This is a genomic window from Nocardiopsis sp. NPDC006198 (assembly GCF_040613895.1).
In the GTDB taxonomy this organism is placed as follows: domain Bacteria; phylum Actinomycetota; class Actinomycetes; order Streptosporangiales; family Streptosporangiaceae; genus Nocardiopsis; species Nocardiopsis tropica.
Map to the genome: position 1 here is coordinate 30,757 of NZ_JBEXSY010000001.1, position 24,467 is coordinate 55,223.

The window sequence follows — 24,467 nt, forward strand, 5'->3', positions numbered from 1 at the left end:
TCGGTCTCGGTCACAAAAAACCCTTCTGTCTGCTCCCCGCGCACGCGGGGATGGACCCACCTCGGGCTCCGCCCCGTCTCCGCGGCGGAGCTGCTCCCCGCGCACGCGGGGATGGGCTGCCACTTACGGGCCCCAGCCGTTCCGCTCGCTCAGGCCCTGCGCGGGGCGGACGTGTCGAACGAGATCCAGACGTCGGGCAGCAGCTCGGGCCGCCCCGGCACCGGCCGGCGCTCCTCGGACCAGGCGTCACCGGCGATCTCCGTGGCGGCCCGGCGCCAGAACCGCACCGCGGCCGCGTTGGCGTCCTGGAAGGCGACCGCCCACGGCCCCGGATGTCTGGCCACGACCTCGCGGACCATACGCAGCCCGACCCCCGACCTTCGCGCGCCCCGCACCACGAAGAAGCTGTTCAGCACATGTTCCGGTCCGCCCAGCCCGCGCACGAACACGAAGCCGACGGGTTGATCGCCGATCGTCGCCACGTACGACGCCCAGTCGGAGTCGGTGAAGGCCGCCCGGAGCCGTTCGCTGCGGAAGGCCCCGTCCGGGCCGGGCAGCAGCCCGCGGAACTCCGACATGTCATGGCTGAACATCAGCCACAGCCGCTCCACGACGAGGTGATCGGCGGTGTGTGCGAGGCGCACCGAGACGTCTGACATGGAACTCCTCTGCATGGATGGCTGACCGGCAGCCCTTTCCCGTCGGCGTCACCCGTAGTCGGGAACAGCGCCGGAAAAAGAGCTGACACCCCGAATCGTCGATCCCGGGCATGAAAAAAGCCTCCCCGGCGGAGGTGTGTCCGGTCCGGGGAGGCCTTGTCGTCGGTGTGGATTCTAGCAGCGGCAGGCTTTTCTCCCCTGTCAGGAGCCGGAGGCGCAGACCCCTGCCACCCACCTCCGACACGGGGTGGGCCGTCAGAGAAGGGGTGAGAGCACGTGGTGGGCGAAGGCCCCGAGCGCCGCCGCGAGGACGTAGCAGCACAGCGTGAGACCGGGGCCTTCACCCTCGCGGGACCTGCGATGGGAGAGGGTACGGGGGCTGGGCGGGAGAGCAGCTGGCCGTGGGCCCCCGGTCTCAGGGACGAGGCGCGCATGGTGGAGTTCCATCCATGCGGGCAGAACTCCGTGTCGCTGTCGGTAGGCCACGCGGGGGTTGTCCCGCATCTGGTCGAGGAGGCGCTGTTCCCGGGGTCGCACGTGTCGGGGTCGGGGGAGCCGTCGGTCTCGGAGCGCGTCCAGCGCGGAGGGGGCCTCGGCGGGCGGCAACGGCAGGAAGGCGCTCACCTGGCGTCTCCGATCCACGAAGAGGGGCTGAGGGTGAACTCGGCCCAGATCACGGTGCCCAGCCCTTCGCAGAAGGGGAAGTCCACGACCGCGCGGGTTCCCCATGCCGTGGCCAGGTGGTCGACGAGGAGCAGGCCGCGCCCGCGCTCGGCTTCCTGCCATTCCTCGCGGGTGCGCTGGCGCGGAATCCGGGGGCGGGAGACCCGGGCCCCGTCGTCGATGATCGACAGGCGCAGGGCGGTTCCGGCCAGGGAGGCGGCGGGAACCGACAGGGTGCGGATGACCCGTCCGTCGTCTTCGCCCGACCGCGAGTGCTCGACGGCATTGGCGAACATCTCGCTCGCGCAGAGAACGACGGTCTCCACCAGGTCAGGTCCGATCCCGGCGAGTCGGGCCAGATCGGTACGCAGGTCGGAGCGGACCCGGCTGGTGGTGGCCAGGGTTCCCGGGTACAGGCGCGGTTCCCAGCGGGGGCCGGGCGTGGCCGGGGTGGGGGAGGCCGTAGAGGGCTGCGGCACAATGGTCATGTCGGCATCTCCTTGGTTAAGAGGTTGTGGGTGCTGGCCGAGCCCTGGGGGTGAGTTCAACACCCGCCGGGGCATTTGTGTGTCCGGCCAGGGACACGTGGGGGAACGGCGGTCAGGCCGGTGCGACTGTGCTTGGCGCGGGACGAAGTGCCGTGGCCATGTCGCCGGAGCCAGGACCGGTGGTGATCGCGCGTGGCCTGGGCTTGTCCGGGAAGCGTTCGATGGCCTCGTCCAGGATCCGCAGGGAACTTGCGGCGGGCAGGGATACACCCTGGAGGGTGGCGAAGAGGTCGCTGTAGCTCTTGACCTGGGTGGCGTCGGTGACGAGGTGGCCGGGGCCGTGGGGGAGCGGGGTGTAGGCCAGGTTGTGCCGGGGTGAGAAGGACAGGGTCCAGAACGCGCCGCGCAGGCCGGGGTGGGGAGCCGTTCCCTCCGGGATGACGTGGACGGTGACGCTGTCCGTCATGGCGAGCCTGCGCAGGTGGGTGAGCTGTTCGCGCATGACCTTGGGCGGGGCCACGGGGCGGGTGAGGGCGGCTTCGTCGACGATCAGGCAGTAGTAGGGCGCTCCGGAGAACAGGCCCGAGACCTCGCGCACTGCCGGGCGGTCGGTGAGAAAGGAACTCGACTCCATCGGGCGCTCCGCCTGAAGGAGGGCACGGGCGTACCCCTCGGTGAGGTAGCTGTCGGGCAGGACCAGGGGTGCGTAGTGGCGTACCTGGTAGGTGTGGAACAGGAGGTCGGCCACGGTCGCCCCGGCCTGGAGCCGGGAGCTGAGGAAGATCTGTGCCCAGGCGTCCCACAGGACGCCCTCCGCCTCCAGGACCTTGTCCAGGTGGCGGATGACGGTGCTGTCCGGCTCGGAGGTGCCGGCCTCGATGTCGCGGACCATGTTCGCGTACGTCAGGGCTTTCTGAGCGACGTACTCGACGGAAAGGTCGAGCCGCTCGCGTGCCGCCCGCACCCGCTCCCCGTACCGTTCCCACCCTGAGACGGGGCCATCTCCGCTCGTAGTCGCATGCTCAGTCCTGCCAACTGCCATGACGCTCCTCCTGAGTATGGGCTGGTCAACTCTCCGTGGCCGCCTTCGGGCACAGCGGTGTCCCTGCGACCACAAGGGGAGTTAGTAAAGTTTGTATGCTTGCTTACAAGGATTAGAGCGCATGGCGGGCCCATGTGCAAGTGGTTTGTATACAAACATGCGTGCCGCTAGTGTGAGAGACATGAGTGACGAGACCACAGATGCCCGCCCGTTGCAGGTCCGCATCGCGGATGACCTGCGCAACCAGATTCGACGGGGTGACCTCAACCCGGGCGACAAGCTTCCTACGCTCAACACGATCGCTGCTGAGTACGGGGTGAGCATGATGGTGGCCCGTCGCTCCATCGACCTGCTGCGACAGGAGGGGATCCTGAGTAGCAGGAAGGGCAGTGGTACCTACGTAAGGGAGCAGAAGCAGGTGCGCCGATACGGTATCCAGCGTTACAGCAAGTCCGTTTGGGCCGGTGCCAAGCCTCAGCCTCTACTGAGTGCGGAGGGCGCCGAGCAGGGCAAGGCCGTGGAACAGGAAGCTCAGACCAGCCAAGTGCCTGCTCCGGTCTTCGTGGCCGAACGCCTGCCGGACGTCAACGTGGGCGATCTCGTCTATGTTCGCAAGCGCGTCACGAAGCTTGACGGAACCATCAACCAGTCCGCTGACAGCTACTTCAGCCTTGGCACGGGCGAGCGCTCTCCTGCTCTGATCGCTGGAGAGGGTGCGGGAGGACACATCGCGCGTATCAACGCGATCAGCCCCGTGCACGAGGTTCAGGAAGAGATCAGCACCCGCATGCCCACCGGCCCGGAGGCGGGACGACTCCAGATTCCGCCGGGCACACCGATTTTCGAGGTCATCCGCACCTACCACACGGACGACGGGCCTCTTGATGTGGCTCAGTTCCTCATCCGGGGTGACATGGCGGTTTTCGACTACAAGTTCGCGGTGCCCGACTAAGGGCATATATGTGGCCCGACGCCTCAAGGCGTCGGGCCTCTTTCTGTTTTTAGCTCCTTGGTCGGAGGGGAACGCTGTGCGAGTCGGTGGTTGTGGGTCGAGTTGGTTCAAGTCGAGCTATAGCGGAACTTCCTCCAACTGTGTCGAGGTATCTGACCTGGACGATGCCACGGCGATGCGGGACAGCATGAATCGCGACTTGGGTATGTTGAACGTCTCCGCCGGGGAGTGGGATGCCTTCGTTGGTGTTGTGCGTAGGAGTGGCTGAAGTTCGATTTTGTTGCCTTCTGTGTTCGTGGGAGATGTTTGGGCTTTGGTGTTCCTGATGGCTGTTTCTCGACAAGTTGCAAAAACGGCCGCTTGGCGCTGGTAAGTTCGCAGGTCATCGAGTCTGCTCCCCGCGCACGCGGGGATGGCCCCCGGGCGGGTGTCCACCCGCGCCCGGCGCACGTCTGCTCCCCGCGCACGCGGGGATGGCCCCGCCGGAGGTCACGAGCGTGCACGCCAGACGCGCTGCTCCCCGCGCACGCGGGGATGGCCCCCGCGTGTCCGGACGATCCGCGGCCATGGCCGACTGCTCCCCGCGCACGCGGGGATGGCCCCGAGGGCGGGACCACGAGCTCCACCGGGTTCACCTGCTCCCCGCGCACGCGGGGATGGCCCCTCCGCCCACTCGCGCCGGTTGCGGGTGCCTCGCTGCTCCCCGCGCACGCGGGGATGGCCCCTCCACCTACTACAGCGTGACGCTGATGACGGGCTGCTCCCCGCGCACGCGGGGATGGCCCCCCCGGATCGGTCAAGGCGCTGCAGCGCGAGGACTGCTCCCCGCGCACGCGGGGATGGCCCCACGGTCGCATCCTTCGCCAGCAGGCTCACGGCCTGCTCCCCGCGCACGCGGGGATGGCCCCCCACCACCCGAGGCAGCGGACGATGCCGATCCTGCTCCCCGCGCACGCGGGGATGGCCCCTTCCTCAACGTGCCCGGATCCCCGCTCAACACCTGCTCCCCGCGCACGCGGGGATGGCCCCGGGTCCTTGGCGGGGCGCCCCGGGCGGGCGTCCTGCTCCCCGCGCACGCGGGGATGGCCCCTTCGCGCCATGGCGGCGATCCACCGATCCGACCTGCTCCCCGCGCACGCGGGGATGGACCCGCCCTGTACGACGTCGGCACGAAGGTCGCCGCCTGCTCCCCGCGCACGCGGGGAGCAAGAGGAGGTGCTGGCCGCGTACCGGCGAGCGCTGGAGGTCTACGAGGCGATGGGGCACCGGCTGCGGGTGGACCAGTTCCAGGCCAGCATCTGGAGCTTGGAGGAACGTATCGGGGTAGGCCTCGGCGCGAACCCACTGCTTTCGTCTACTGACGCAACAGGCCCGACCAATCGGCCGGGCCTTTCCCTTTCGGAAGCCTCGAATCAGATTTCTAGGCGCGTATGCAGCCAGCGCAGGGTGGCTTCGCCTTTGGCTCGCTGGTGGGGGCGCAGGGTCGGGATGTTGGGTGGGTCGGGCAGTTGGCAGTTGGTGAGGTAGTCGCCTGCGATCGCAGCGAGAACCGCGTTGACGGCGTCGACTTCGACGCCGGAGGCGTGGCGGTAGTTGCTCCAGACCTGTTCGGGGTCGATGGTGCTGTAGGCGGCCACGGACGGCAGCATCATCAGCAGGTCCAGCCACGGCGCCCCGGCTACGGCGTAGGGCCAGTCCACCAGGACCACCCGCTCGGGGGTGAGGATCATGTTGTCCGCGCGCAGGTCGGTGTGGGCGAGCGTGTCGCCGTCGGCGGCCTCGGCCCAGTCCTTCTCCATGTCGGTGAGCAACGCGAGGTTGTCGCGGGCCCAGGCGGGGAGCGCCTCGGTGCGGGCCGGGCCCTGGCCCGCGCTCAGCCGACTCCAGGAGGCGTAGGGGAGGGCCAGGTCCTCGGTGGCCGGGACCGTGTCGGCGGGGGCCGGGGTGAGGGCGTCGGCCATGTCGGCGAGCGCGGCGACGACCCGGTCCAGGTCGTGTTGCCGCCAGGGTTGGGCGGGGGTGTGGCCGTCGACGTCGTCGAAGACGAGCATCACCCAGTCGCCGTCGTCGTAGGTCCACCGCAGCTGCGGGGCCGGGGCGGCGGCGGGGAGAGTCCGGGTCACCTGGATCTCGCGCCGGTACAGGCCCGGGGTGTGCGGGTCGCGACCGGTGTGGATCGCTTTGGCGAACACCCGCTGGCCGTCGGCCAGGCGCAGCCGGGAGGCCAGCCCTGGGGAGAACCCGCCTGCTTGGCGCTGTTCGTCGGTCACCGGGGCGCCGAAGCGGTCGGTGAACTGCTGGGTGAGGTGGTCGGGAACGTCGTCCCAGCCGAGCCGGTGGGCGGGGTTGGCCATCGCGCGTCCTTAGGTCGTCGTGGAACCGGGAGGGTGGGCGGTGGTGTGGCGGAGGAGTTTGTGCGAGTGCAGCAGGGACCGGGGCTGCTCGACGTCGACCTGCACGGCGTGGGCCGGTAGGCCGGTCAGAACACCGACTCTACGGCGCAGGCGGTCGACGGACAGGGGATTTTCCGCATCGAGCAGGCGCACGGTGATGCGGTCGGGGGCGGGGTGGCGCACAAGGGCACAACGGGTGCCGAGCACGGGGCCGATCGCGTCGAGGACCTCGCGGGGCCACAGTCCGCCGACGGCGAGGTCGTCGCTGCGCCCCAGCAGGCGCAGTCGCCCGGCCGAGTCGACTCGCCCCAGGTCAGTGGTCACCAGACGGGTTTGGGTCGGCCCCAGGGCACCGTCGGCGGTGAGCTGGCGGCCGACGGCGGGCCCGGACACCGACACCACCGGTGCGGCTGACGAGGGGGCGGTGGTGGCGGCGCATTCGGGAAGAGGACCGCCGACGGTGCCGAGCGAATCCGGTGTGCCCTCGGCGTCGAAGTGGGTCAGGGACGCGGTCTCGGTGAGCCCGTAGCCCTCGCGCAGGTCCGCGACCGTCTCCCGGAAGCGGGTGATGGCGGTGGCGGACAGGGGAGCGCCGCCGGAGTCGATGAGGACGTTCGAGGGCAGCCGTCGGCCGGGGCGGGCGTGTTGGAGGACGACCGGGTTGGCCAGGACCACGCACCGGTCGTGGCGGGCAGCGAGGGTGCGCGCGTGGTCCAGGACCACGGAGGAGTCGGCGCCCAGGTGCAGGGACGCGCCGGTCATCGCGGCCGCCAGGACCCCGGCCACCGCGGTGAAGTTGTAGGTGGCGGGCATCGACGTGATGACCACGCTGTCGGCGGTGAGGCGGTAGATGGCGGCGTACCAGTTCACGACGGTGGTGAGCTGGTCCAGGGTGAAGGCGTACAGGCGCGGGGTGCCGGTGCTGCCGGAGGTGTAGAACGCCACGTCCCACCCCGGGGCCGGAGGGGCCGGCGAAGGTGCGGCGTTCCAGCGCCCGTCCCAAAGCAGACCCCTGGTCGCCGGGTGCGTGTGCGGGGTGGGGGTCAAGAGCACCGGGGTTCGCGCGCGCAGGAGTTCGACGGTGGCGAGCGCGGTGAGCTGCTGGTCGTGACCGCCCACCGCCACGGGCGCCCGGCCCAGACGGGGCAGCGTGGGGGTGAGCGCCGGGGCGGAGCCCACCAGGTGCAGCGGGCCGATCACCTCTGGTCCTGGTCGGACACGAGGTGGGTGCGACCGGTGTGGGTGTTGAAGTGCAGCGTGGCCAGCTCCAGCGGGATGTCCAGGAAGCGCAGCAGGGCGCGGACCTTGTCCTGCTGGACCTCGTAGTAGTCCTCCAGCACGTTCAGGTGCCCGGCGGGCGCGGCCAGGCTGGCCAGGAACGCCTTCAGGAAGGCGGTGAAGTCGGGGTCGGGGGTGTGAGGGTCGGTGACCGGGGCGTAGGGGGCGTAGAGGCGGGCGAGCTGGTCGGCCTTGGCGTCGTGGTCCTGCCCGCCGTCCAGGACCGCGCAGGCCTGGGCGTGGATGTGCTGGTCGAGGGGGAAGCGGTGGTCGAAGTAGTCGTCGAACGCATCGGGGTCGGTGCGGTAGATCAGCAGTGCGACCTCGAACATCACGCACCCGGTGACGGCGGTGTTGGCAATGTCCTCGAACAGCTCGCAGACGGTACTGCCGGGCAGCTCCACGAACAGGTTGGCGCCGCGCCGGGTCAGCGCCGAGCGCTGGGGACCGGCGGTCACCCGCTGGTACAGGACGCAGGCGATCGCTCGCACGATCGGGCTCGACTCCACGATCAGGGAGAACGGCGCCCCGTCCAGGTGCTGGTGGAGGAAGGCGGTGTAGTCGCAGGGGCGCAGCTTTACCAGGACGTGGTCGTCGTCGACCATCGGCGTGATCCGGGGCGGGCGGTCCTGGACGCCGGTCAGGCGGGCGCGGACGGCGGCGCCGATGCGGGCGCCGGCGACCTGGTCGGGATCCAGGTCGCGGTTCAGATGGACATGGCCGCACTCGATGCTGCGGATCTGGGGCCCTCGGTAGGAGGCGATTGTGGCGGCGGCCTGGTCGGTGAGCGTGTCCAGGTCCACGCTGTGGTGTCCGGCCGGGGCCAGGGCCAGGGTGTGGACGCAGGTGCCGTCCACGGTGATGGCGGCCGCGACGTCCTCAGCGTTCAGGCCGATGGTCCACTCCCCGGCGGCCGCCGATCGGTCGGGCAGCAGCGCCAGGGCCCGCTCGAACACGTTCCCCTTCACGGTGGTCGGGCGCCAGTGCAGGGTCTGTGTCCGGCCGGAGGGGACCAGGCAGAGCAGGGCCAATTCCAGGCCCCGGCTGCGCTGGGGAACCTCGGCCAGGTAGGCGCACAGCGCGGTGGCTGCTTCGAGGGGAGTGAGGTAGGCCAGCAGTTCCCGGAAGTAGAACAGGGCCTGCTTGCGGGGGCGGGCCGCCGGGGAGCGGAGGACGAGGACGTGGTCGGCGTGCTCGGCCGGGTGGGCGATGACCGTGTCGGCGACCTCGGTGCGGACCAGGCCGGGACGGCGGGACGGCGGCAGCACTACCGCGGCACCGCGGTAGGCCATCCGGGCCCGGACCACGATCAACAGCTCGGAGAGGACCTTGAGCGAGTCGGGCAGGCGGTGGGAGCGGCGCAGCCGCTTGAGGCCGTCCTGGGCCGGGACGGTGAATCCGATCTCGCCCAGGTCCACGATCCGCGAGAAGTGCACGAGTTCTTGCTGCAACTCCCGCAGCGCCTCGCCATCCTGGGAGGCTTGGCCGCACTCAAGGAAGGCGTTGACCATCTCGAACACCTCCGTCCCCTGGGCCTTGTCCACCGCCTGGACCAACGCGGGAGGAGCGTCGGGGCCGTGCAGGGAGCACAGGGCTCCCAGCCGAAGGAGCAGGCGCAGGAGCAGGGTGTCGACCTGACTGTCGTCCAGGGCCGCCGTGGTGCTGTGGTCGAAGGCGCTGAACGCGGCGAGCAGGTCCCTGCGGGTGTCGATCTGGTCGGTGTAGCTGTCGGTGCGGATCATGCGGACCACCTCGGTTTCTCGTCGGGGGTTACCAGGGGAAGGGCTGGCGATCGTGGAAGAGACCGCCCGTGGGCCCGTTCGGGGGCAGGGTTGCCAGCCACACGGGCGTGTCGGCCGCTGCTTCCACAGCCCGTGGTGCGTCGGGGCCGCCCATAGTGGTGCGCGCCCAGCCGGGGGAGGCGGCGTTGACCAGGACGCCGGTGCCCGCCGCCTCGAAGGCCAGCACGCGGGTGAGCGCGTGCAGGGCCGCCTTGGAGACTCGATAAGCCGGATCGGTGGCGTCGGTGATGGCGGCCAGCGCTCCGAGCGTGCTGGTGACGTTGACGATGCGCCCGTACCCTGCGCGGCGCATGTGGGGCAGGGCTGCCTGGGCGCACCGCCACGCGCCCACCAGGTTGGTGTCCAGCACGGCGGCGACCGTGTCCATGGGGACGGTGCTCGGCCGGGTGCCGTCGTCGACGACGGCGGCGTTGTTGACCCACACGTCCAGGCGGCCGAGGCGACCGACGACCTCATCGACCACCGCCCCGGCCGCGGTGGCGGAGGTGACGTCGAGCTGGAGGGGGTGCACGTGCGGCCCGAGGTCGGCGGCGGACCGCTCAGCGGCGGCCGCCGACCGGGCGGTGAGGACCACGGTGTGGTCGAGGCGGGCGAGCTGGCGGCAGATCTCCAGGCCGATCCCCCGCCCCGCTCCGGTGACCACGGCGACCCGCCGCCCGGGCTCAGGCATGGTCGTCCCCGAGGCCTTGGCCGGCCTGGTAGGCCTGCACCAGCGCGACGTTCGTCTCGGCGCGGCCCATCCCGCGTTCACGGGTCAGGTGGCGGTAGCTCGCGGCCCAGTCGCAGTGCTGTCCGTCGACCACCCAGGTCGCGGCGCCCAGGTAGGTGATGCACGTGTGAGTCGTCGCGCTCTGCGGCGCGAGCGAGGGGTTCACCGCGGTCCCCTGACAGTGAGGTCGAGCTGCTGGTCGGGAGCGTAGGAGTGCCAGGTGGTCCCCAGGTGCAGTTCGACCGCCCCGGCGGGGGCGCGCGGCACAGCGGTGATGGCGCGGATCTGCCCCGTTCTCATCAGCAGGATGTCCTCCTCTGGAGATGGTCGGCCCGCGTGGGCGTACTGGTCGGCATGGGCCGCCTTCCTGGGCACTGGGCTGCGTGCAAGTCGGCTGCCCAGGGTTTCCACCAGGGCGGCGCGGATGACGTCGTGAGGGTCGCTGCGGACGGCGACGAACGCTCCGGCGCTGTCGATGCTGATCGACCATTCGGCGTGGATGCGCCGGAGTGCGGCTAGGGCGGCCATATCGACCCTGGTCACGGTGGTTTTTTCGGTGATTCGTGTGTTCACGGTGCCCCCTGGGGCATTTGTGCAAAACTCGCTTCTGCAATTCCCTGATAGGGATAGTGTTCTTTTGAAACGTTGACGTAAAGTCGCGTTGCAGAACGCAACGCAATCCGTTGCAGAACGGAGGTGAAGCAGTTCCGATGAGCGAAAACCCCGGCTCGACCGTGCCCCGGCGCCAGGTCGGACGGCACCTGCGCCAGCTACGCACCAACGCCGCTCTCCCCCTGCGCGAGGCCGCCCAGGCTGTCGAGATGAGCACGTCCAAGCTCTCCCGCATGGAGGGTGCTCTCATCTCCCCCCGCTGGGTCGACGTCGAGGCACTGTGCAAGGTCTACGGTGCCGACGACGAACTCACCGAGGCCCTCGTGGCGTTGGCCAAGCAGGCCAAAACGCCCGGCTGGTGGAATTCCTACGGCGATGTCATCCCCGAGGGCTTCTCCGTCTACTTGGGATTGGAGTCGGCCGCCGACCGGATCGAGTGGCACGAGCAGCAGACCATCCCAGGCCTGATCCAGACCGACGGCTACATGCGCACCCTCGCCCAGATGACACCGCGAACGGAAGAGGACCTGGAGCGGTTCACCGAACTGCGCCTGACACGGCAGCGTCTGCTCACACGCCCCACAGCGGCCCCTCGTTTGAGGATGGTGCTGGACGAGGCGGTTCTCCGCCGGATCGTGGGCGGCCGCGCGGTGATGGCCGAACAACTCGACCACATCGCCAAGCTCATGGAGTTGCCGAACGTCGACATCCGCGTCGTGCCGTTCACGGGTGGCCCTTACCTCGCCATGAACGGGGGCCGGTTCACCGTCCTGGGCTTTCCCCAACCGCCCCATGGCTCGCCGGAACCGACAACGGTGTACGTAGAGCAGCTCGCCGGTGAGCTGTACTTGGACAAGCCCCACGAGGTCGCGGCGTATCGAGCGGCCTGGGATGATCTCTGGCGCCGGGCACTCGATCCGGTCCGGTCAGAGCAAATGGCCCGGCAGATAGCGAGGGAGCTGCGCAGCAGATGAAGAACACACTCCATAATCGTCCGTCGGCGACCGCTCGGGGGTGGCGCAAGGCGACCTACAGCGAACGCTCCTCGGGGTGCGTCGAGGTCGGCGAGGTCGGTGCCGACCGCGCGGTGCGCGACACCCAGAACCGCGAACTCGGTGGTCTCGCGTTCGGTCGCACCGAGTGGGCGGCCTGGTTGGCATCGGTGACCCGATAGAGGTCTGACCGCACGCGATTGCCTGAGAAACACGAAAGGCCGCCCACCCCAGAGAAGGGGTGGGCGGCCTTTCGTGGTCTGGTGGCTACTCGGTGGCGGTGGCCACGCGCACCAGGTGCACGGTCTCGTCGCTCATCCGGGAGACGCGCCACCGGTCGGTAGGCAGGTCATCGAGTCTGCTCCCCGCGCACGCGGGGATGGACCCGCTACCGAACGAATCGGAACCCGCGATGATGCCTGCTCCCCGAACCTGCGGGGATGGCCCCACGCCCCCACCACCCACCCCGGCTACTCCTGCCGCATGCGACAACCACGGGACCAGATACCACAAGAGTCCCGATTCCGTGGCTAAACCCACGAGTAGCAATTGGCCAAAACTGGTCGGACTAATGTTCGAGAAAGCCCACGAAACTTCTCGCCGGTTCGGTTGAATACCGGCATGACCCTTCCCGGACAGCCCTTGACCTGGGCTGCCACGTTGTCCCCTGCCGCTCGCGCAGTGTGGGCCAAACACGACTTCGAGTCCGACGGCTGGCTTCCGCTGTACCGCCACATGGCCGACAGCGCCGCCGTCGCGGACAAGCTCTGGAACGCATGGCTGCCCGCCCAGGTGCGCGACCACGTCAGCGCCGCACTCCCGCAGGGCCCCGACGACGCCCGCCTCCTGGCGGTCTGGCTCGCCGCCACCCACGACATCGGCAAGGCCACGCCCGCCTTCGCCTGCCAGGTCGAACACCTCGCGGACGACATGCGCCGTCAAGGTCTGGAGATGCCCCTCCAGAAGCAGATGCCCGACCGGAACCTCGCTCCCCACGGCCTCGCCGGTCAGCTCATCCTGCGTGACTGGCTCGTGGACCACCACGGCTGGAACCCCCGCGACACCCACCAGCTCACCATCGTCGCCGGCGGCCACCACGGCGTGCAGCCCGGCTACTCGGCCATCGACGCACTTGACCGGCACCCCCAGCTCCTGCGCACCCCCGGCCACGAGACCGCCTGGTCGACGGCCCAGACCGAACTCCTCGACACCGCCGCCCGGATCACCGGAGCGGCCGAACGCCTCTCCGACTGGAAGTCGCTCAAGCTCCCGCAGACCGTGCAGGTCCTCCTCAGCGCGCTGGTCATCGTCGCGGACTGGATCGCCAGTAACTCCGATTTCTTCCCCTACTTCCCGGGCGAGCGCAGCACCGACCCCGAGCGCACCCGCGAAGCCTGGCGCCTCCTTGCCCTCCCCCCGCAGTGGAAGGCCGAGGAGCCCGAGGGCACCGCGGCGGAACTCTTCTCGGAACGCTTCGACCTCCCCGAGGACGCGACCGTCCGCCCCGTCCAGGAACAGGCCGTCGCGGCCGTCAGGCAGATGTCCGGCCCCGGCCTGATGATCGTCGAGGCGCCCATGGGCGAGGGCAAGACCGAGGCCGCCCTCGCCGTCGCGGAGATCTTCGCGGCCCGGTCCGGCGCGGGCGGCTGCTTCGTCGCCCTGCCGACCATGGCCACCAGCAACGCCATGTTCGAGCGCTACCTCACCTGGCTCGAACGCCTTCCCGGGATGCCGGACGAAGCGGCCGCCGTGTTCCTCGCCCACTCCAAGGCGCACCTGAACGAGGAGTTCACGCAGCTCATGGGCGGCGGACGCCGCCTGGCCAGCGACACCGACCGCGACGCCGAGGACAGTGGCCCCGGCAACAAGCGCCGCACCCCGGCCGCCCTCACCGCCCACCGCTGGCTCCGGGGCCGCAAGAAGGGAATGCTCTCCTCCTTCGCCGTCGGCACCGTCGACCAGCTCCTCTTCACCGGCCTCAAGAGCAAGCACCTGGCACTTCGGCACCTCGCCATGGCGGGCAAGGTCGTCGTCATCGACGAGGCCCACGCCTACGACACCTATATGAACGCCTACCTCGACCGAGCCCTCTCCTGGCTCGGCAGGTACGGCGTCCCCGTCGTCGTCCTCTCCGCGACCCTGCCCGCCCGGCGCAGGCGCGAGCTGGCCGAGGCCTACACCGGCACGTCGGGGGAAGGCTACGACGAGATCGGGGAGGCCCGCGCCTACCCTCTGATCACTACGGCCGAGACCGGCGCCGTACCCCGCCTGCACACCCCCGCCGCTTCCGGCCGTGCCACCGACGTCGTCGTGGAGCCTCTGGCGGACGACCTGGGCGTTCTCACCACACGTCTGGAGGAGGCCCTGGCGGACGGCGGTTGCGCCCTGGTCGTACGCAACACCGTCGCGCGCGTCCACGAGGCCGCCGCGCACCTGCGCGCCCACTTCGGCGGCGACACGGTCACCGTGACCCACTCGCGGTTCCTCGCCCTGGACCGCGCCGCCAACGACGACGCCCTGGTGGCCGACTACGGGCCGCCCGCCAAGGTCGCCGACCTCGGTGGAGAGCGCCCCGCCCGCCATATCGTGGTCGCCAGCCAGGTCGTGGAGCAGTCTCTGGACGTCGACTTCGACCTCCTGGTCACCGACCTCGCCCCCGTCGACCTCATGCTTCAGCGCATGGGACGTCTGCACCGCCACCCGCGCGGACAGGACCAGTCCGACCGGCCCGAACGCGTGCGCCGGGCCCGCTGCCTGGTCACCGGCGTGGACTGGGACGAAGCGCCGCCCACGCCGGTCCGGGGCTCGCGGACGGTCTACGGCGAACACGCCCTCCTGCGCGCGCTCGCCGTGCTCCGCACTCGCCTGGAGGCGGAGTCCGCAGACGCGGATACCGCCCGCACCGTCCGCCTCCCCGACGACATCAGCCCCCTGGTCCAGGACGCCTACGGCGACGGGTCGATCGCCCCCGATACCTGGGACGAGGCGATGGCCCAGGCCCTCAGGGCCCACGAGACCGAGCAGGCGCGCAAGGGCGAGAAGGCCCAGACTTTCCTGCTCAAACCGGCCGCCCGGGACGGGCGGGCGCTCATCGGCTGGATCGAGGCCGGGGTCGGCGACGCCGAGGACACTCAGGCCGGCAAGGCCCAGGTCCGCGACACCCGCGACAGCCTGGAGGTCCTGGTCGCCCGCCGCTCAGCCGACGGCACAGTGACCACCGTTCCCTGGCTGGCCGACGAACGCGGCGGGCTCGACCTGCCCACCGACAGCGCGCCGCCGCCTGCCTCTGCGCGGGCCCTGGCGGCCTCCGCGCTCCGGCTGCCCTACCAGTTCACGTTCCCCAAGGAGCTGGACCAGGCCATCGCCGAACTCGAGACCGACCTCGTCCTCGCCTGGCAGACCAAGGACGCCCACTGGATCGCCGGAGAGCTCGTCCTCTTCCTGGACGAGGACGACCGCGCCGAACTCGCCGGATTCCGGCTGCACTACACCCCGACCGACGGACTGGAGGTCCACCGTGCCGACTGACGCCTCCGGGCCAGCGTCACCCTCGCCAGACGCGTCCCCACCGACGCCCCCGCCCTCCTTCGACCTGACCGGCCGGCCCTGGATCCCCGTCCAGCGGCTCGACGGGACCGAGGCCGAACTCTCCCTCACCGAGGTCTTCGAGCAGGCCCCGCAGGTCCGGCGCCTGGTCGGCGACGTGCCCACCCAGGACTTCTCCCTCCTGCGGCTGCTCCTGGCCGTCCTGCACGACGCGATCGACGGCCCGGAGGACATCGACGACTGGGCCGACCTGTGGAACGGAGGCGAGGGCGACCTCCCCGCGGACCGCGTCCGCGACTATCTCCACGAGCACCGCGACCGCCTCGACCTGCTGCACCCGACCACGCCCTTTCTCCAGGTCCCGGACCTGCGCACGGCCAAGGGCGAGTACTCCTCCCTCGATCCGATCGTGGCCGACGTGCCCAACAACGCGCGGTTCTTCACCATGCGCGCCCGCGGCGCCGAACGCCTGGGCTTTGCCGAGGCCGCCCGCTGGCTCCTGCACGCCCACGCCTACGACACCTCCGGGATCAAGTCCGGAGTGGTCGGCGACCCCCGGGTCAAGGGCGGCAAGGTCTACCCGCAAGGGGTGGGCTGGGCCGGGAACCTCGGCGGGGTCTACGTGGAGGGCGACGACCTGCGCGCCACCCTCCTCCTCAACCTGCTGCCCCGCGACACCGACAACCTGCGCTCGCGTCCCGACGACCTCCCGGCCTGGCGCCGGCCCCCGGCCACCGCCGAGGCACTCGGGGGAGCGGAGGCCCAGACCCGTCCCCACGGCCTGCGCGACCTCTACACCTGGCAGAGCCGAAGGGTCCGCCTGCACCACGACGGCGAAGCCGTCCACGGCGTCCTGCTCGCCTACGGCGACCCCCTGACCCCGCGCAACAAGCACGACCGCGAACCCATGACCGCCTGGCGGCGCAGCCCCGCCCAGGAGAAGAAGCTCGGTGAGGAGCAGGTCTACCTGCCCCGGGACCACGACCCGGCCCGCAGCGCCTGGCGCGGCCTCGCCGCCCTGGTCACCGGCCGTGTCCGGGGTGCGGAACAGCGCCGCGAGGCCGCCAAGGTCGTGCGCCCCCGGGTGCTCGACTGGATCGCGCGCCTGACCGTGGAGGGGTTCCTGGACAAGGGCTTCCTCCTCCGCACGCGCCTGGTCGGCGCGGTCTACGGCACCCAGCAGTCGGTCATCGACGAGATCGTGGACGACACCGTCGCCATGCCCGTGGTCCTGCTGAACGAGCAGGACAGCACGCTTGGCCAGACGGCCGTCGACGCCGTCAACGACGCAGAGGAGGCGGTCATGGTCCTCGGGGACCTGGCCACCGCCTTGGCCGAGGCGGCGGGGTCGGAGACCGAGGCGCCCCGGGCGACCGCCCGCGACCGGGGCTTCGCCGCGCTGGACGAGCCCTTCCGCAAGTGGCTGCGCGACCTGCGCCCCTCCGACAACCCGCTCTACCCGGCCGAACAGCGCCGCCAGTGGCAGCTCACGGCACGCCAGATCGTGTCCGGCATCGGTGACGACCTCCTTGTATCCGCCGGTGAGGCCGCCTGGACCGGGCGGGTCGTCGCCACCAAGAACGGTTCGGTCTGGCTCAGCGCCTCCCGCGCCGACCTGCGCTTCCGCTCGGGACTGCGCAGGGCGCTCCCCATGGCCACCCCCGACGACCCGGAGACACCGCAGTGACCACCACCAGCACAACCAGCCCCACACCCAAGGGCGCCGCCGCGAACACGGCCTACGTGCCCAAGCTCCGCGAGGTCGGCACGTTCGTGGACGAGCGCGTCCGCGCGCTCCAGGGCGGCTACCTCAAGGACCTCTCCGCAGCCGTCTCCACCCTGGCCAAGCTGCGCCGGGGCGCGGGCAAGCCCATCGAGGCGGTCCCGGAGCTGGTGGGACTGACCCTCGACCACCGCTTCTACGAGACCTTCCCGGTCGAGGACCCGCGCACCGAGGCGGCCGAGGCTGCCGCCCACGAGGCGCTCACCCTCTACGCGCTGCACCAGCAGTCCAAGAGGGAGCGGGGCATGCACAAGCGGGGCAGCGGGCTCGGCGGGGCTGTGCGTCGACTCATGCCCGGCGGCGACATCGACGAGCCCCTGCGCAAGAGGTTCGTGCAGGCCGGGAGCGCCGCCGACCACGCCACCCGCCTCGACCGGCTCCGCGGCATCGTCAGCCTCCTGCGCACCGAGGACATCCCGCTCGACTACGGGCTCCTCGCCGACCAGCTCCACGACGCCCGCACGCCGGCGGGAGCCGCCCGGGTGCGCCGGGCCTGGGGGCGCGGCTTCCAGGCCTATCGCTCCGAGCGGACTGACGACGCCGCCTCGGACCAGGCTCCGGACGGGGACAGCCCGGACGCCGCCCCGGAGAGCTGAACACCGCCGCCCCCGGCGGACCACACGGGCCGGGGGCGACCAGCAGACCCCTCGCGCTGCCCCGGCAGCGCTGTCAGCCGGCCCCTCCCACGTGCCCTGACGGGCACCGACAAGACGACGAGGACACCACCATGAGCCGCACCATTCTCGACGTGCACGTGTTGCAGACCGTGCCGCCCAGCAACCTCAACCGGGACGACACCGGCGCCCCCAAGACCGCCGTCTACGGCGGGGTCAAGCGGTCCCGCGTCTCCAGCCAGGCGTGGAAGCGCGCCACCCGGCTCGCGTTCGACGCCCTCCTCGACCCGCAGGACCTGGGCACCCGTACCAAGCGCGTCGCCGAGCTGATCGCCGCCCGCATCCGTGAACTCGACCCCTCCGTGGAGGAGGCCGAGGCGCTCGTCCTCGCCGCGGAGACCGTGCAGACGGCCACCGGATCCAAGATCGAGGTGCCCAAGCGCAAGGCCGACGCCGCCAAGAAGAAGGGCGAGAAGGAGCCCGCCCCCGAGTCCGCCTACCTGATGTTCCTCAGCGCCCAGCAGCGGGACGGCCTGGCCGCACTCGCGCTGGAGGGCCGCGAGGACATCAAGGCGTTCCTCAAGGAGAAGGAGAACAAGGCGCGCGCCAAGTCCGTCGCCGACACCCGCCACTCGGTGGACATCGCCCTGTTCGGACGCATGGTCGCGGACGGCGCCGACATCAACGTGGACGCCGCAGCGCAGGTCGCCCACGCCATCAGCGTCCACGCCGTCGAGAACGAGTCCGACTACTACACGGCCGTGGACGACCGGAACCCGGAGGAGGACACCGGGGCGGGCATGATCGGCACCGTCGAGTTCAACTCCGCCACCCTGTACCGGTACGCGGCCGTCGACGTCGACCTGCTCAAGAAGAACCTGGGGGAGGGGCTGCGCGAGGACGAGCCCGTCACCGAACCGCTGCGCCGCGCCGTCGAGGCGTTCGTGCGCGGGTTCGTGGAGTCGCTGCCCACCGGCAAGATCAACACCTTCGGCAACCACACCCTGCCCGACGCGGTTGTCGTCAAGTTGCGCGACTCCCGGCCGATCAGCTTCGTGGGCGCGTTCGAGGAGCCGGTGACGGCCGGGTCCGGCCACGTGGCCGAGGCCAGCGCGCGCCTGGCCGACCACGTCTCCCAGGTCGAACGCGCCTACGGGGCCGAGGACGGCGTGGACACCTGGGTCGTGCACGTGGGGGAGCGCACCGCCAAGCTCTCCGGCCTGGGCTCCGTCGTCTCCCTCCCCGAGCTGGTCACCCAGGTCGGCGCGGCCGTCGCGCAGCGTCAGGCGCCGACGGCATGAGTGCCCTGCCCCTCGTCCTGGCCGGCCCCCTCCAGGCGTGGGGGTCGGCGTCCCGGTTCGCGCGCCGGGGCACCGAGAACGCCCCCACCAAGAGCGGGGTCGTCGGCCTGCTCGCCGCGGCCCTCGGACGCGACCGGACCGCCGACCTGTCCGATTTGGCCGCGCTGCGGTTCGGTGTGCGCGTGGACCAGCCGGGCGTGCGCGTGCGCGACTACCAGACCGCGAAGCACCTGGTCACCGGGGTCTCCATGCCGGTGTCGGAGCGCTTCTACCTGTCCGACGCGGTGTTCGTGGCGGCGGTCGAGGGCGACGCGGAACTGGTCGCCGACCTGTACCGGGCCGTCCGCGAACCCGTGTACCTGCCCTACCTGGGTCGGCGATCGTGCCCGCCCGCGAGGCCCGTGGACCTGGGCGCCCCCGTCGACGGCACGGTCGAGGACGTCCTGGAGCGGACGCCCTGGCAGGCCGCCCGCTGGTTCCAGCGTCAGCGTCGCTGGAAGGGGGAGGAGCAGGTGGAGCTCAGCACCCTCGTCGACGCCGCCCCCGGACAGACCCGGGCCGACACCCTGCGCGACCTGCCGCTCAGCTTCAACCCCCTGCACCGGCGCTACGCCCTGCGGGCGGTGACCCCGGGGGCGGTTCGCGTGCCGAACCCGCTGGTCCGCCGCGCCGCACCCCCCGACCACGACCCCGTGTCCGCACTGGGAGGCAGCTGATGTACCTCACCCGATTCCGGTTCAACACCAACAGGCCGGGGAGCAGGAAGCTGCTGTCCTCGCCGCAGGCCGTGCACGCCGCCGTGCTGGGCGGCTTCCCGGACCTGCTCCCGGGCGACCCGGGGAACCAGGGTGTCGCCGGGGCGCCGCGCGTGCTGTGGCGGGTGGACCGCAACGCCAGGGCTGAGGTGCTGCTGTACGTCGTGAGCCCGGCCGCGCCCGACCTGACCCACCTGGTGGAGCAGGCGGGGTGGCCCAAGGCGGAGGGCGACGGATGGCAGACCCACGACTACGCCGGTTTCCTGGGCAGGCTGGAGGCGGGGCAGACGTGGGCATTCCGGCTCACCGCCAACCCCGTGCACAGCATCCGGCGCAAGGACGGGGAGCCGACCAAGGTCACCGCGCACGTCACCCCCCGGCACCAGGCGGGGTGGCTGCTGCAGCGGCAGGAGGCGAACGGGTTCGAGATCGTGCGCAGGCCGGTCGACCAGCAGTTGATTCCCGGTGAGGACGAACACGAGCTGGTCGTCCACGGTCGCGACGCAACAGGGTTCGACAAGGCCGATCCCCGGCCCGAGAAGAAGGGGAGGTCCCGAATGCGCGTCCCCCTGGTGACCGCGACCTTCGACGGCAGGCTGACCGTCACCGACCCGGACGCCCTGCGCCGCGTGCTGTGCGCCGGCCTGGGGCGGGCCAAGGCGTACGGCTGCGGCCTGATGACCCTGGCGCAGGTGGGCCGATGACCACGGTGAGCAAGCGGCGCGCGTCCACGCCGCGCGAACTGACCAGGGTCGGCGAACGGCTCTCCTTCGTCTACCTGGAGCGGTGCGTCGTCCACCGCGACGACAACGCGATCACCGCCGAGGACGGCGAGGGCGTGCGGCACATCCCGGGCGCCACCATCGGCACCCTTCTCCTCGGGCCCGGCACGCGGGTCACCCACCAGGCGATGAGCGTCCTGGGGGAGTGCGGGGCCAGCGTCGTGTGGGTGGGCGAGCAGGGGGTGCGCTTCTACGCGGCCGGCCGGGGGCTGACGCGCTCATCGCACCTGGTGGAGGCCCAGGCGAAGGCCTGGGCCAACCGGCAGAGCCGCCTCGACGTCGCGCGGGCGATGTACCGGATGCGGTTCCCCGACCTGGACGTGGAGCGGTTCGGCCGCCAGGAACTCCTCGGCAAGGAGGGTAAGAGGGTCCAGGCGTGTTACCGGGCCGAGGCGGAGCGGACGGGTGTGCCCTGGCACGGGCGGCGCTATACGCCGGGACACCACGACAACTCCGACGCGCCGAACAAGGCGATCACGTCGGCCGCCCAGTGCTTCTACGGGGTGGCGCACGCGGTGGCGACGGCGCTCGGGTGCAGCCCGGGACTGGGCTTCGTCCACTCGGGGCATGAACGGGGGTTCGTGATGGACGTCGCGGACCTGTACAAGGTGGAGATCGGCATCCCGGTGGCCTTCGACGCGGCGGCGCAGGGCGAGGAGGACGTGGACGGGGTGACGCGTCGGCTGCTGCGCGACCGGATCAACCAGGAGAAGCTGCTGGACCGGTGCGTCGACGACATCAAGAGGCTCCTGCTGGGCCAGGGGCACGACGTGGACGACGGCCGGGAGGATGAGGCGGACGCGGTCGGGCTGGTGGGCGACCGGGGCGAGCTGCTCGAGGCCGGGCGCGACTACTCCCACGAGGTGGTCTGGTGACCGTCGTCGTCCTCACCAAGTGCCCGCCGGGGCTGCGAGGGTTCCTCACCCGGTGGCTGCTGGAGATCTCGGCCGGGGTGTTCATCGGCAACCCGTCGAGGAGGGTCAGGGAGGCGCTGTGGGCGGAGGTGAAGGAGTACGCGGGGAACGGCAGGGCGCTGCTGGCGTACAGCAACGACTCCGAGCAGGGGTTCACCTTCGAGACCTTCGAGCACCACTGGCAGCCGGTGGACCACGAGGGTCTGACCCTCATACACCGCCCGCGGAAGGCTGCGGTCGAGGCCGCTCAGGTGCCGAAGACCGGGTGGAGCAAGGCGTCGAAGCGGCGGCGTTTCGGGGGAAGGTGAGCTTCGTGTCCGGTATGGGTGTTGTGGGTTTGGTGTCTGTTTCTCGAGAAGTTGGAAAAACGGTCGCTTGTCACTGGTAAGTTCCCAGTTCATCGACTCGGTGGATTCAATCGGTTGTCGCAACACCTCGATTCTGGAGGTGTCGATGAGCGAACCACAAGGCTGGACCCGGGAGCCGCCGGGCCCGTCGCCCCTGCGGTCGCTGGGGGTGTTTTCTCAGCGCCGCGAGGTGCAACGCCGGTTCTGGCACCACATCGCCCATGGCATGACCAGCGAGAACGCCGCTGTCGCGGCCGGTGCGTCGCGCGCGGCCGGCAGCCGGTGGTTCCGCGAACGTGGCGGCATGGCCACTTTCCTGCGCACCCCGCTCCAGGGCCGCTACCTGTCCTTCACCGAGCGCGAGGAGATCGCGGTGCTCAACGCCCAAGGCGTCGGGGTCAGGCGGATCGCCCGCCGGATCGGCCGCGACCCGGCCACCGTCTCCCGGGAGTTGCGCCGTAACGGCGCCGTCCACCGCGACCTGATCTACTACCGGGCGTTCATCGCCCAGAAGAAAGCCGAGCGCAGGGCCCGGCGGCCCAAACCGGCCAAGCTCCTGGGCAGCGAGCCGTTGCGCCGGTACGTGCAGGAACGGTTGTGCGGGCAGGTCCGGCGGATCGACGGGACACCGGTGCCCGGCCCCCGGCGGCCCCGTGGAAGGGACGCAGCCGGCCCCGGCGCCAGGACCGCCGGTGGGCCACGTCCTGGAGCCCGGAGCAGATCTCCCGGCGGCTGCGCAGGGATTTCCCCGATGATGAGTCCATGCGTATCTCCCACGAGGCGATCTACCAGGCGCTCTATGTGCAGGGTCGGGGCGCGCTCAAACGCGAGCTGGTCGCGTGCCTGCGCACCGGTCGTGCGCTGCGGGTGCCGCGGGCGCGGGCCCGTGGCCGCGCGGGCGGCCATGTGTCCGCGGAGGTGATGATCAGCGAGCGGCCCGCCGAGGCCGCCGACCGGGCGGTGCCCGGCCACTGGGAGGGGGACCTGATCATAGGGACGGGCCGGTCGGCGATCGGCACCCTGGTGGAGCGCACCACCCGGTTCACCATGCTGGTCCATCTGCCCGGGTGGGGTCCTCCGGGCGGATCGGGCGCGGGGGTTATGCGTCGGGCGCTGGCCGCGCAGATGGTGGTGCTGCCCGAGCAGTTGCGGCGTTCGTTGACGTGGGACCAGGGTGTGGAGCTGGCTCAGCATGTGCGGTTCAGGGTCCAGACCGGGATCGTGGTGTATTTCGCTGATCCGCACAGTCCGTGGCAGCGGGGCACGAACGAGAACACCAACGGGTTGTTGCGGCAGTACTTTCCCAAGGGCACGGATCTGGCGCGGTGGAGTGCGCAGGACCTTCAGGCCGTTGCCGCGGCCTTGAACGGCCGGCCGCGTAAGACGTTGGGGTGGAAGACCCCGGCTGAGGCTCTGGATGAGCAGCTAGCCTTACTGGAACAGGCCGGTGTTGCAACCACCGATTGAATCCGGTCTCTGCTCCCCGCGCACGCGGGGATGGACCCCACACCCACACCGGACTGCTCACGGGCAGCGCCTGCTCCCCGCGCACGCGGGGATGGACCCGGGTCCGGCCACTTCATGACCTCGCCGTCGATCTGCTCCCCGCGCACGCGGGGATGGACCCCTCATCGCTGACAACTCGGTGTACACGGTCGACTGCTCCCCGCGCACGCGGGGATGGACCCACCCCCCGCGCTGGTGCCCCTGTGAGCGCCCCCTGCTCCCCGCGCACGCGGGGATGGACCCGACGACGGCCCCACCCCTGCTTGCAGGCCGGGCTGCTCCCCGCACGCGCGGGGATGGACCCACCTCCTGGCTGCGGCGGCCGACACCGAGGCACTGCTCCCCGCACGCGCGGGGATGGACCCAGGGGGGCGTCGGCGCGGGTCTTGCCGGGCCCCTGCTCCCCGCACGCGCGGGGATGGACCCCCTCTAAAAGACTGAGACGTGTGCAACCAGGTCTGCTCCCCGCACGCGCGGGGATGGACCGTACCCGCCCATGCTCGGTCACACTTGGCAGACCTGCTCCCCGCACGCGCGGGGATGGACCTGTCCGGCCCCTGCGGGCCGGAGAAAACTGAAACTGCTCCCCGCGCACGCGGGGATGGACCCGACTCGGCCACGTCCGCGTCGGGCTTGACCCGCTGTTCCCCGCACGCGCGGGGATGGATCTGACTACGACGCCAGGACCACGGAGGCGCGCTTCTGCTCCCCGCACGCGCGGGGATGGACCCGCCCACCCGCCGGTGGTGACGAGCAGGTGCGCCTGCTCCCCGCACTTTGCGGGGACGGCGATCGCCTCGGCCGAACTCAGGAGCGTTCGGCCACAGGCGCGGGCTCCTCGGCGGGCTCGGCAACCCCGTCCCCGGCTCCCGCCACACCTTCCGACCCCGGAACAGGTTCCGCGATGGCGGAGGACGGCAGCCCGAAGATCTTGTCGAAGGCCCAGTTGTAGCCGAACGTGTAGAACGGGATGTAGACGATGAACACCAGGTCCAGCAGGAACGCCTGGACCAGGCTGATGTCCAGCCACCACGCGATGAGCGGGATCAGGTAGCACACCAGCGTCAGCTGGAACGCGACCGCGTGCAGGATTCTGCGCCCCACCGTGCGCTCGCGGCTGACCTGCCGGCGCTCCCACGCCTCGAACAGGTAGTTGAAGGCCATGTTCCACAGCGCCGCCACGGTGGCGATCATGATCGCGAGCGGGGCCGTGGTCCCGGGGCCGCTTCCTGTCAGGGCCGTCATCACGGCGGTGCCGACGGCGAAGCCGATGACCTCGTAGCCGCCCACGTACACCAGCTTGCGCTTCAGACCTTGCACTTCGCACTC

Annotated in this window: 22 protein-coding genes, 1 pseudogene and 3 CRISPR repeat arrays (1 of these 26 running past the window's edge); of the genes and pseudogenes, 13 read left to right on the forward strand and 10 right to left on the reverse strand. The window is 70.8% G+C overall.

What is annotated here, in order from left to right; translation table 11 throughout:
* A CRISPR array of direct repeats spans window positions 1-119; the repeat unit is 29 nt; unit sequence CTGCTCCCCGCGCACGCGGGGATGGACCC; it begins 769 nt to the left of the window's first position.
* Window positions 120-149: 30 nt separating this feature from the next.
* The 3 genes from ABZ234_RS00155 to ABZ234_RS00165 form a co-directional block, all read right to left on the reverse strand.
* Window positions 150-659: a GNAT family N-acetyltransferase gene (locus ABZ234_RS00155; RefSeq protein ID WP_355010308.1), complete on the reverse strand. Its 510-nt coding sequence runs from the start codon at window positions 657-659 to the stop codon at window positions 150-152.
* A gap of 620 nt (window positions 660-1,279) precedes the next feature.
* Window positions 1,280-1,810 (reverse strand): ATP-binding protein, encoded by a 531-nt coding sequence (locus ABZ234_RS00160; RefSeq protein ID WP_355010309.1) that lies wholly within the window; start codon window positions 1,808-1,810, stop codon window positions 1,280-1,282.
* A 112-nt stretch (window positions 1,811-1,922) separates the two neighbouring features.
* A complete protein-coding gene (locus ABZ234_RS00165; protein WP_355010310.1) occupies window positions 1,923-2,774 on the reverse strand; it encodes a Scr1 family TA system antitoxin-like transcriptional regulator in 852 nt (283 codons plus the stop codon).
* A 259-nt stretch (window positions 2,775-3,033) separates the two neighbouring features.
* On the opposite strand from ABZ234_RS00165, the gene ABZ234_RS00170 reads away from it, so the two are divergent.
* Together ABZ234_RS00170 and ABZ234_RS00175 are read left to right on the forward strand one after the other, a co-directional pair.
* Entirely contained in the window at window positions 3,034-3,804 is a 771-nt protein-coding gene (locus ABZ234_RS00170; RefSeq protein ID WP_355010311.1) for a GntR family transcriptional regulator, read from the forward strand.
* Window positions 3,737-4,072 carry a DUF397 domain-containing protein gene (locus tag ABZ234_RS00175; RefSeq protein WP_355010312.1) on the forward strand — a complete coding sequence of 112 codons (336 nt, stop codon included), beginning with the start codon at window positions 3,737-3,739 and terminating at the stop codon, window positions 4,070-4,072. The genes ABZ234_RS00170 and ABZ234_RS00175 overlap by 68 nt, the downstream gene beginning before the upstream one ends.
* Window positions 4,073-4,195: 123 nt before the next feature.
* Window positions 4,196-5,016: direct repeats of the CRISPR family, unit length 29 nt; unit sequence CTGCTCCCCGCGCACGCGGGGATGGCCCC.
* A gap of 200 nt (window positions 5,017-5,216) precedes the next feature.
* Here ABZ234_RS00175 and ABZ234_RS00180 read toward each other — a convergent pair.
* From ABZ234_RS00180 to ABZ234_RS00205, 6 genes are read right to left on the reverse strand one after another with little or no spacing between them, the layout of a single operon-like run.
* Complete coding sequence (locus ABZ234_RS00180) at window positions 5,217-6,158, reverse strand: phosphotransferase (protein WP_355010313.1); 942 nt, start codon at window positions 6,156-6,158, stop codon at window positions 5,217-5,219.
* A gap of 9 nt (window positions 6,159-6,167) precedes the next feature.
* A complete protein-coding gene (locus ABZ234_RS00185) occupies window positions 6,168-7,397 on the reverse strand; it encodes a class I adenylate-forming enzyme family protein (protein WP_355010314.1) in 1,230 nt (409 codons plus the stop codon).
* Entirely contained in the window at window positions 7,394-9,217 is a 1,824-nt protein-coding gene (locus tag ABZ234_RS00190) for a hypothetical protein (protein WP_355010315.1), read from the reverse strand. The genes ABZ234_RS00185 and ABZ234_RS00190 overlap by 4 nt, the downstream gene beginning before the upstream one ends.
* Window positions 9,218-9,245: 28 nt before the next feature.
* Window positions 9,246-9,947: an SDR family NAD(P)-dependent oxidoreductase gene (locus ABZ234_RS00195; RefSeq protein ID WP_355010316.1), complete on the reverse strand. Its 702-nt coding sequence runs from the start codon at window positions 9,945-9,947 to the stop codon at window positions 9,246-9,248.
* A complete protein-coding gene (locus tag ABZ234_RS00200; protein WP_355010317.1) occupies window positions 9,940-10,152 on the reverse strand; it encodes a hypothetical protein in 213 nt (70 codons plus the stop codon). The genes ABZ234_RS00195 and ABZ234_RS00200 overlap by 8 nt, the downstream gene beginning before the upstream one ends.
* Window positions 10,149-10,529 (reverse strand): hypothetical protein, encoded by a 381-nt coding sequence (locus ABZ234_RS00205; RefSeq protein ID WP_355010318.1) that lies wholly within the window; start codon window positions 10,527-10,529, stop codon window positions 10,149-10,151. The genes ABZ234_RS00200 and ABZ234_RS00205 overlap by 4 nt, the downstream gene beginning before the upstream one ends.
* Before the next feature lie 167 nt (window positions 10,530-10,696).
* On the opposite strand from ABZ234_RS00205, the gene ABZ234_RS00210 reads away from it, so the two are divergent.
* The 11 genes and pseudogenes from ABZ234_RS00210 (at window position 10,697) to ABZ234_RS00260 (ending at window position 23,099) form a co-directional block, all read left to right on the forward strand.
* A complete protein-coding gene (locus ABZ234_RS00210; protein WP_355010319.1) occupies window positions 10,697-11,572 on the forward strand; it encodes a helix-turn-helix transcriptional regulator in 876 nt (291 codons plus the stop codon).
* On the forward strand, window positions 11,569-11,772 hold the full coding sequence (locus ABZ234_RS00215) for a DUF397 domain-containing protein (protein ID WP_355010320.1): 204 nt from the start codon (window positions 11,569-11,571) through the stop codon (window positions 11,770-11,772). The genes ABZ234_RS00210 and ABZ234_RS00215 overlap by 4 nt, the downstream gene beginning before the upstream one ends.
* Window positions 11,773-12,211: 439 nt before the next feature.
* Complete coding sequence (cas3, locus tag ABZ234_RS00220; RefSeq protein ID WP_355010321.1) at window positions 12,212-15,118, forward strand: CRISPR-associated helicase Cas3'; 2,907 nt, start codon at window positions 12,212-12,214, stop codon at window positions 15,116-15,118.
* A complete protein-coding gene (casA, locus tag ABZ234_RS00225) occupies window positions 15,108-16,823 on the forward strand; it encodes a type I-E CRISPR-associated protein Cse1/CasA (RefSeq protein WP_355010322.1) in 1,716 nt (571 codons plus the stop codon). The genes cas3 and casA overlap by 11 nt, the downstream gene beginning before the upstream one ends.
* Window positions 16,820-17,515, forward strand: a complete 696-nt coding sequence (gene casB, locus ABZ234_RS00230; protein ID WP_355010323.1) for a type I-E CRISPR-associated protein Cse2/CasB — start codon at window positions 16,820-16,822, stop codon at window positions 17,513-17,515. Before casA ends, casB begins: the two co-directional genes overlap by 4 nt.
* A 131-nt stretch (window positions 17,516-17,646) precedes the next feature.
* A complete protein-coding gene (cas7e, locus tag ABZ234_RS00235) occupies window positions 17,647-18,834 on the forward strand; it encodes a type I-E CRISPR-associated protein Cas7/Cse4/CasC (protein ID WP_355010324.1) in 1,188 nt (395 codons plus the stop codon).
* Complete coding sequence (cas5e, locus tag ABZ234_RS00240) at window positions 18,831-19,550, forward strand: type I-E CRISPR-associated protein Cas5/CasD (RefSeq protein WP_355010325.1); 720 nt, start codon at window positions 18,831-18,833, stop codon at window positions 19,548-19,550. The genes cas7e and cas5e overlap by 4 nt, the downstream gene beginning before the upstream one ends.
* Window positions 19,550-20,293, forward strand: coding sequence for a type I-E CRISPR-associated protein Cas6/Cse3/CasE (gene cas6e / locus ABZ234_RS00245; RefSeq protein WP_355010326.1), 744 nt, complete (start codon window positions 19,550-19,552; stop codon window positions 20,291-20,293). Before cas5e ends, cas6e begins: the two co-directional genes overlap by 1 nt.
* Window positions 20,290-21,246 carry a type I-E CRISPR-associated endonuclease Cas1e gene (cas1e, locus tag ABZ234_RS00250; RefSeq protein ID WP_355010327.1) on the forward strand — a complete coding sequence of 319 codons (957 nt, stop codon included), beginning with the start codon at window positions 20,290-20,292 and terminating at the stop codon, window positions 21,244-21,246. Before cas6e ends, cas1e begins: the two co-directional genes overlap by 4 nt.
* The gene (gene cas2e / locus ABZ234_RS00255) at window positions 21,243-21,593 is read left to right on the forward strand and encodes a type I-E CRISPR-associated endoribonuclease Cas2e (RefSeq protein WP_267945507.1); all 351 of its coding nucleotides are present in this window, start codon (window positions 21,243-21,245) and stop codon (window positions 21,591-21,593) included. The genes cas1e and cas2e overlap by 4 nt, the downstream gene beginning before the upstream one ends.
* Window positions 21,594-21,858: 265 nt before the next feature.
* Window positions 21,859-23,099, forward strand: a pseudogene (locus ABZ234_RS00260) (IS30 family transposase).
* 9 nt (window positions 23,100-23,108) lie between these two features.
* Window positions 23,109-23,929: a CRISPR direct-repeat array (repeat unit 29 nt; unit sequence CTGCTCCCCGCGCACGCGGGGATGGACCC).
* 16 nt (window positions 23,930-23,945) lie between these two features.
* On the opposite strand, the gene ABZ234_RS00265 reads toward ABZ234_RS00260, so the two are convergent.
* Window positions 23,946-24,458, reverse strand: coding sequence for a PACE efflux transporter (locus ABZ234_RS00265; RefSeq protein ID WP_355010328.1), 513 nt, complete (start codon window positions 24,456-24,458; stop codon window positions 23,946-23,948).
* Window positions 24,459-24,467 lie beyond the last annotated feature (9 nt).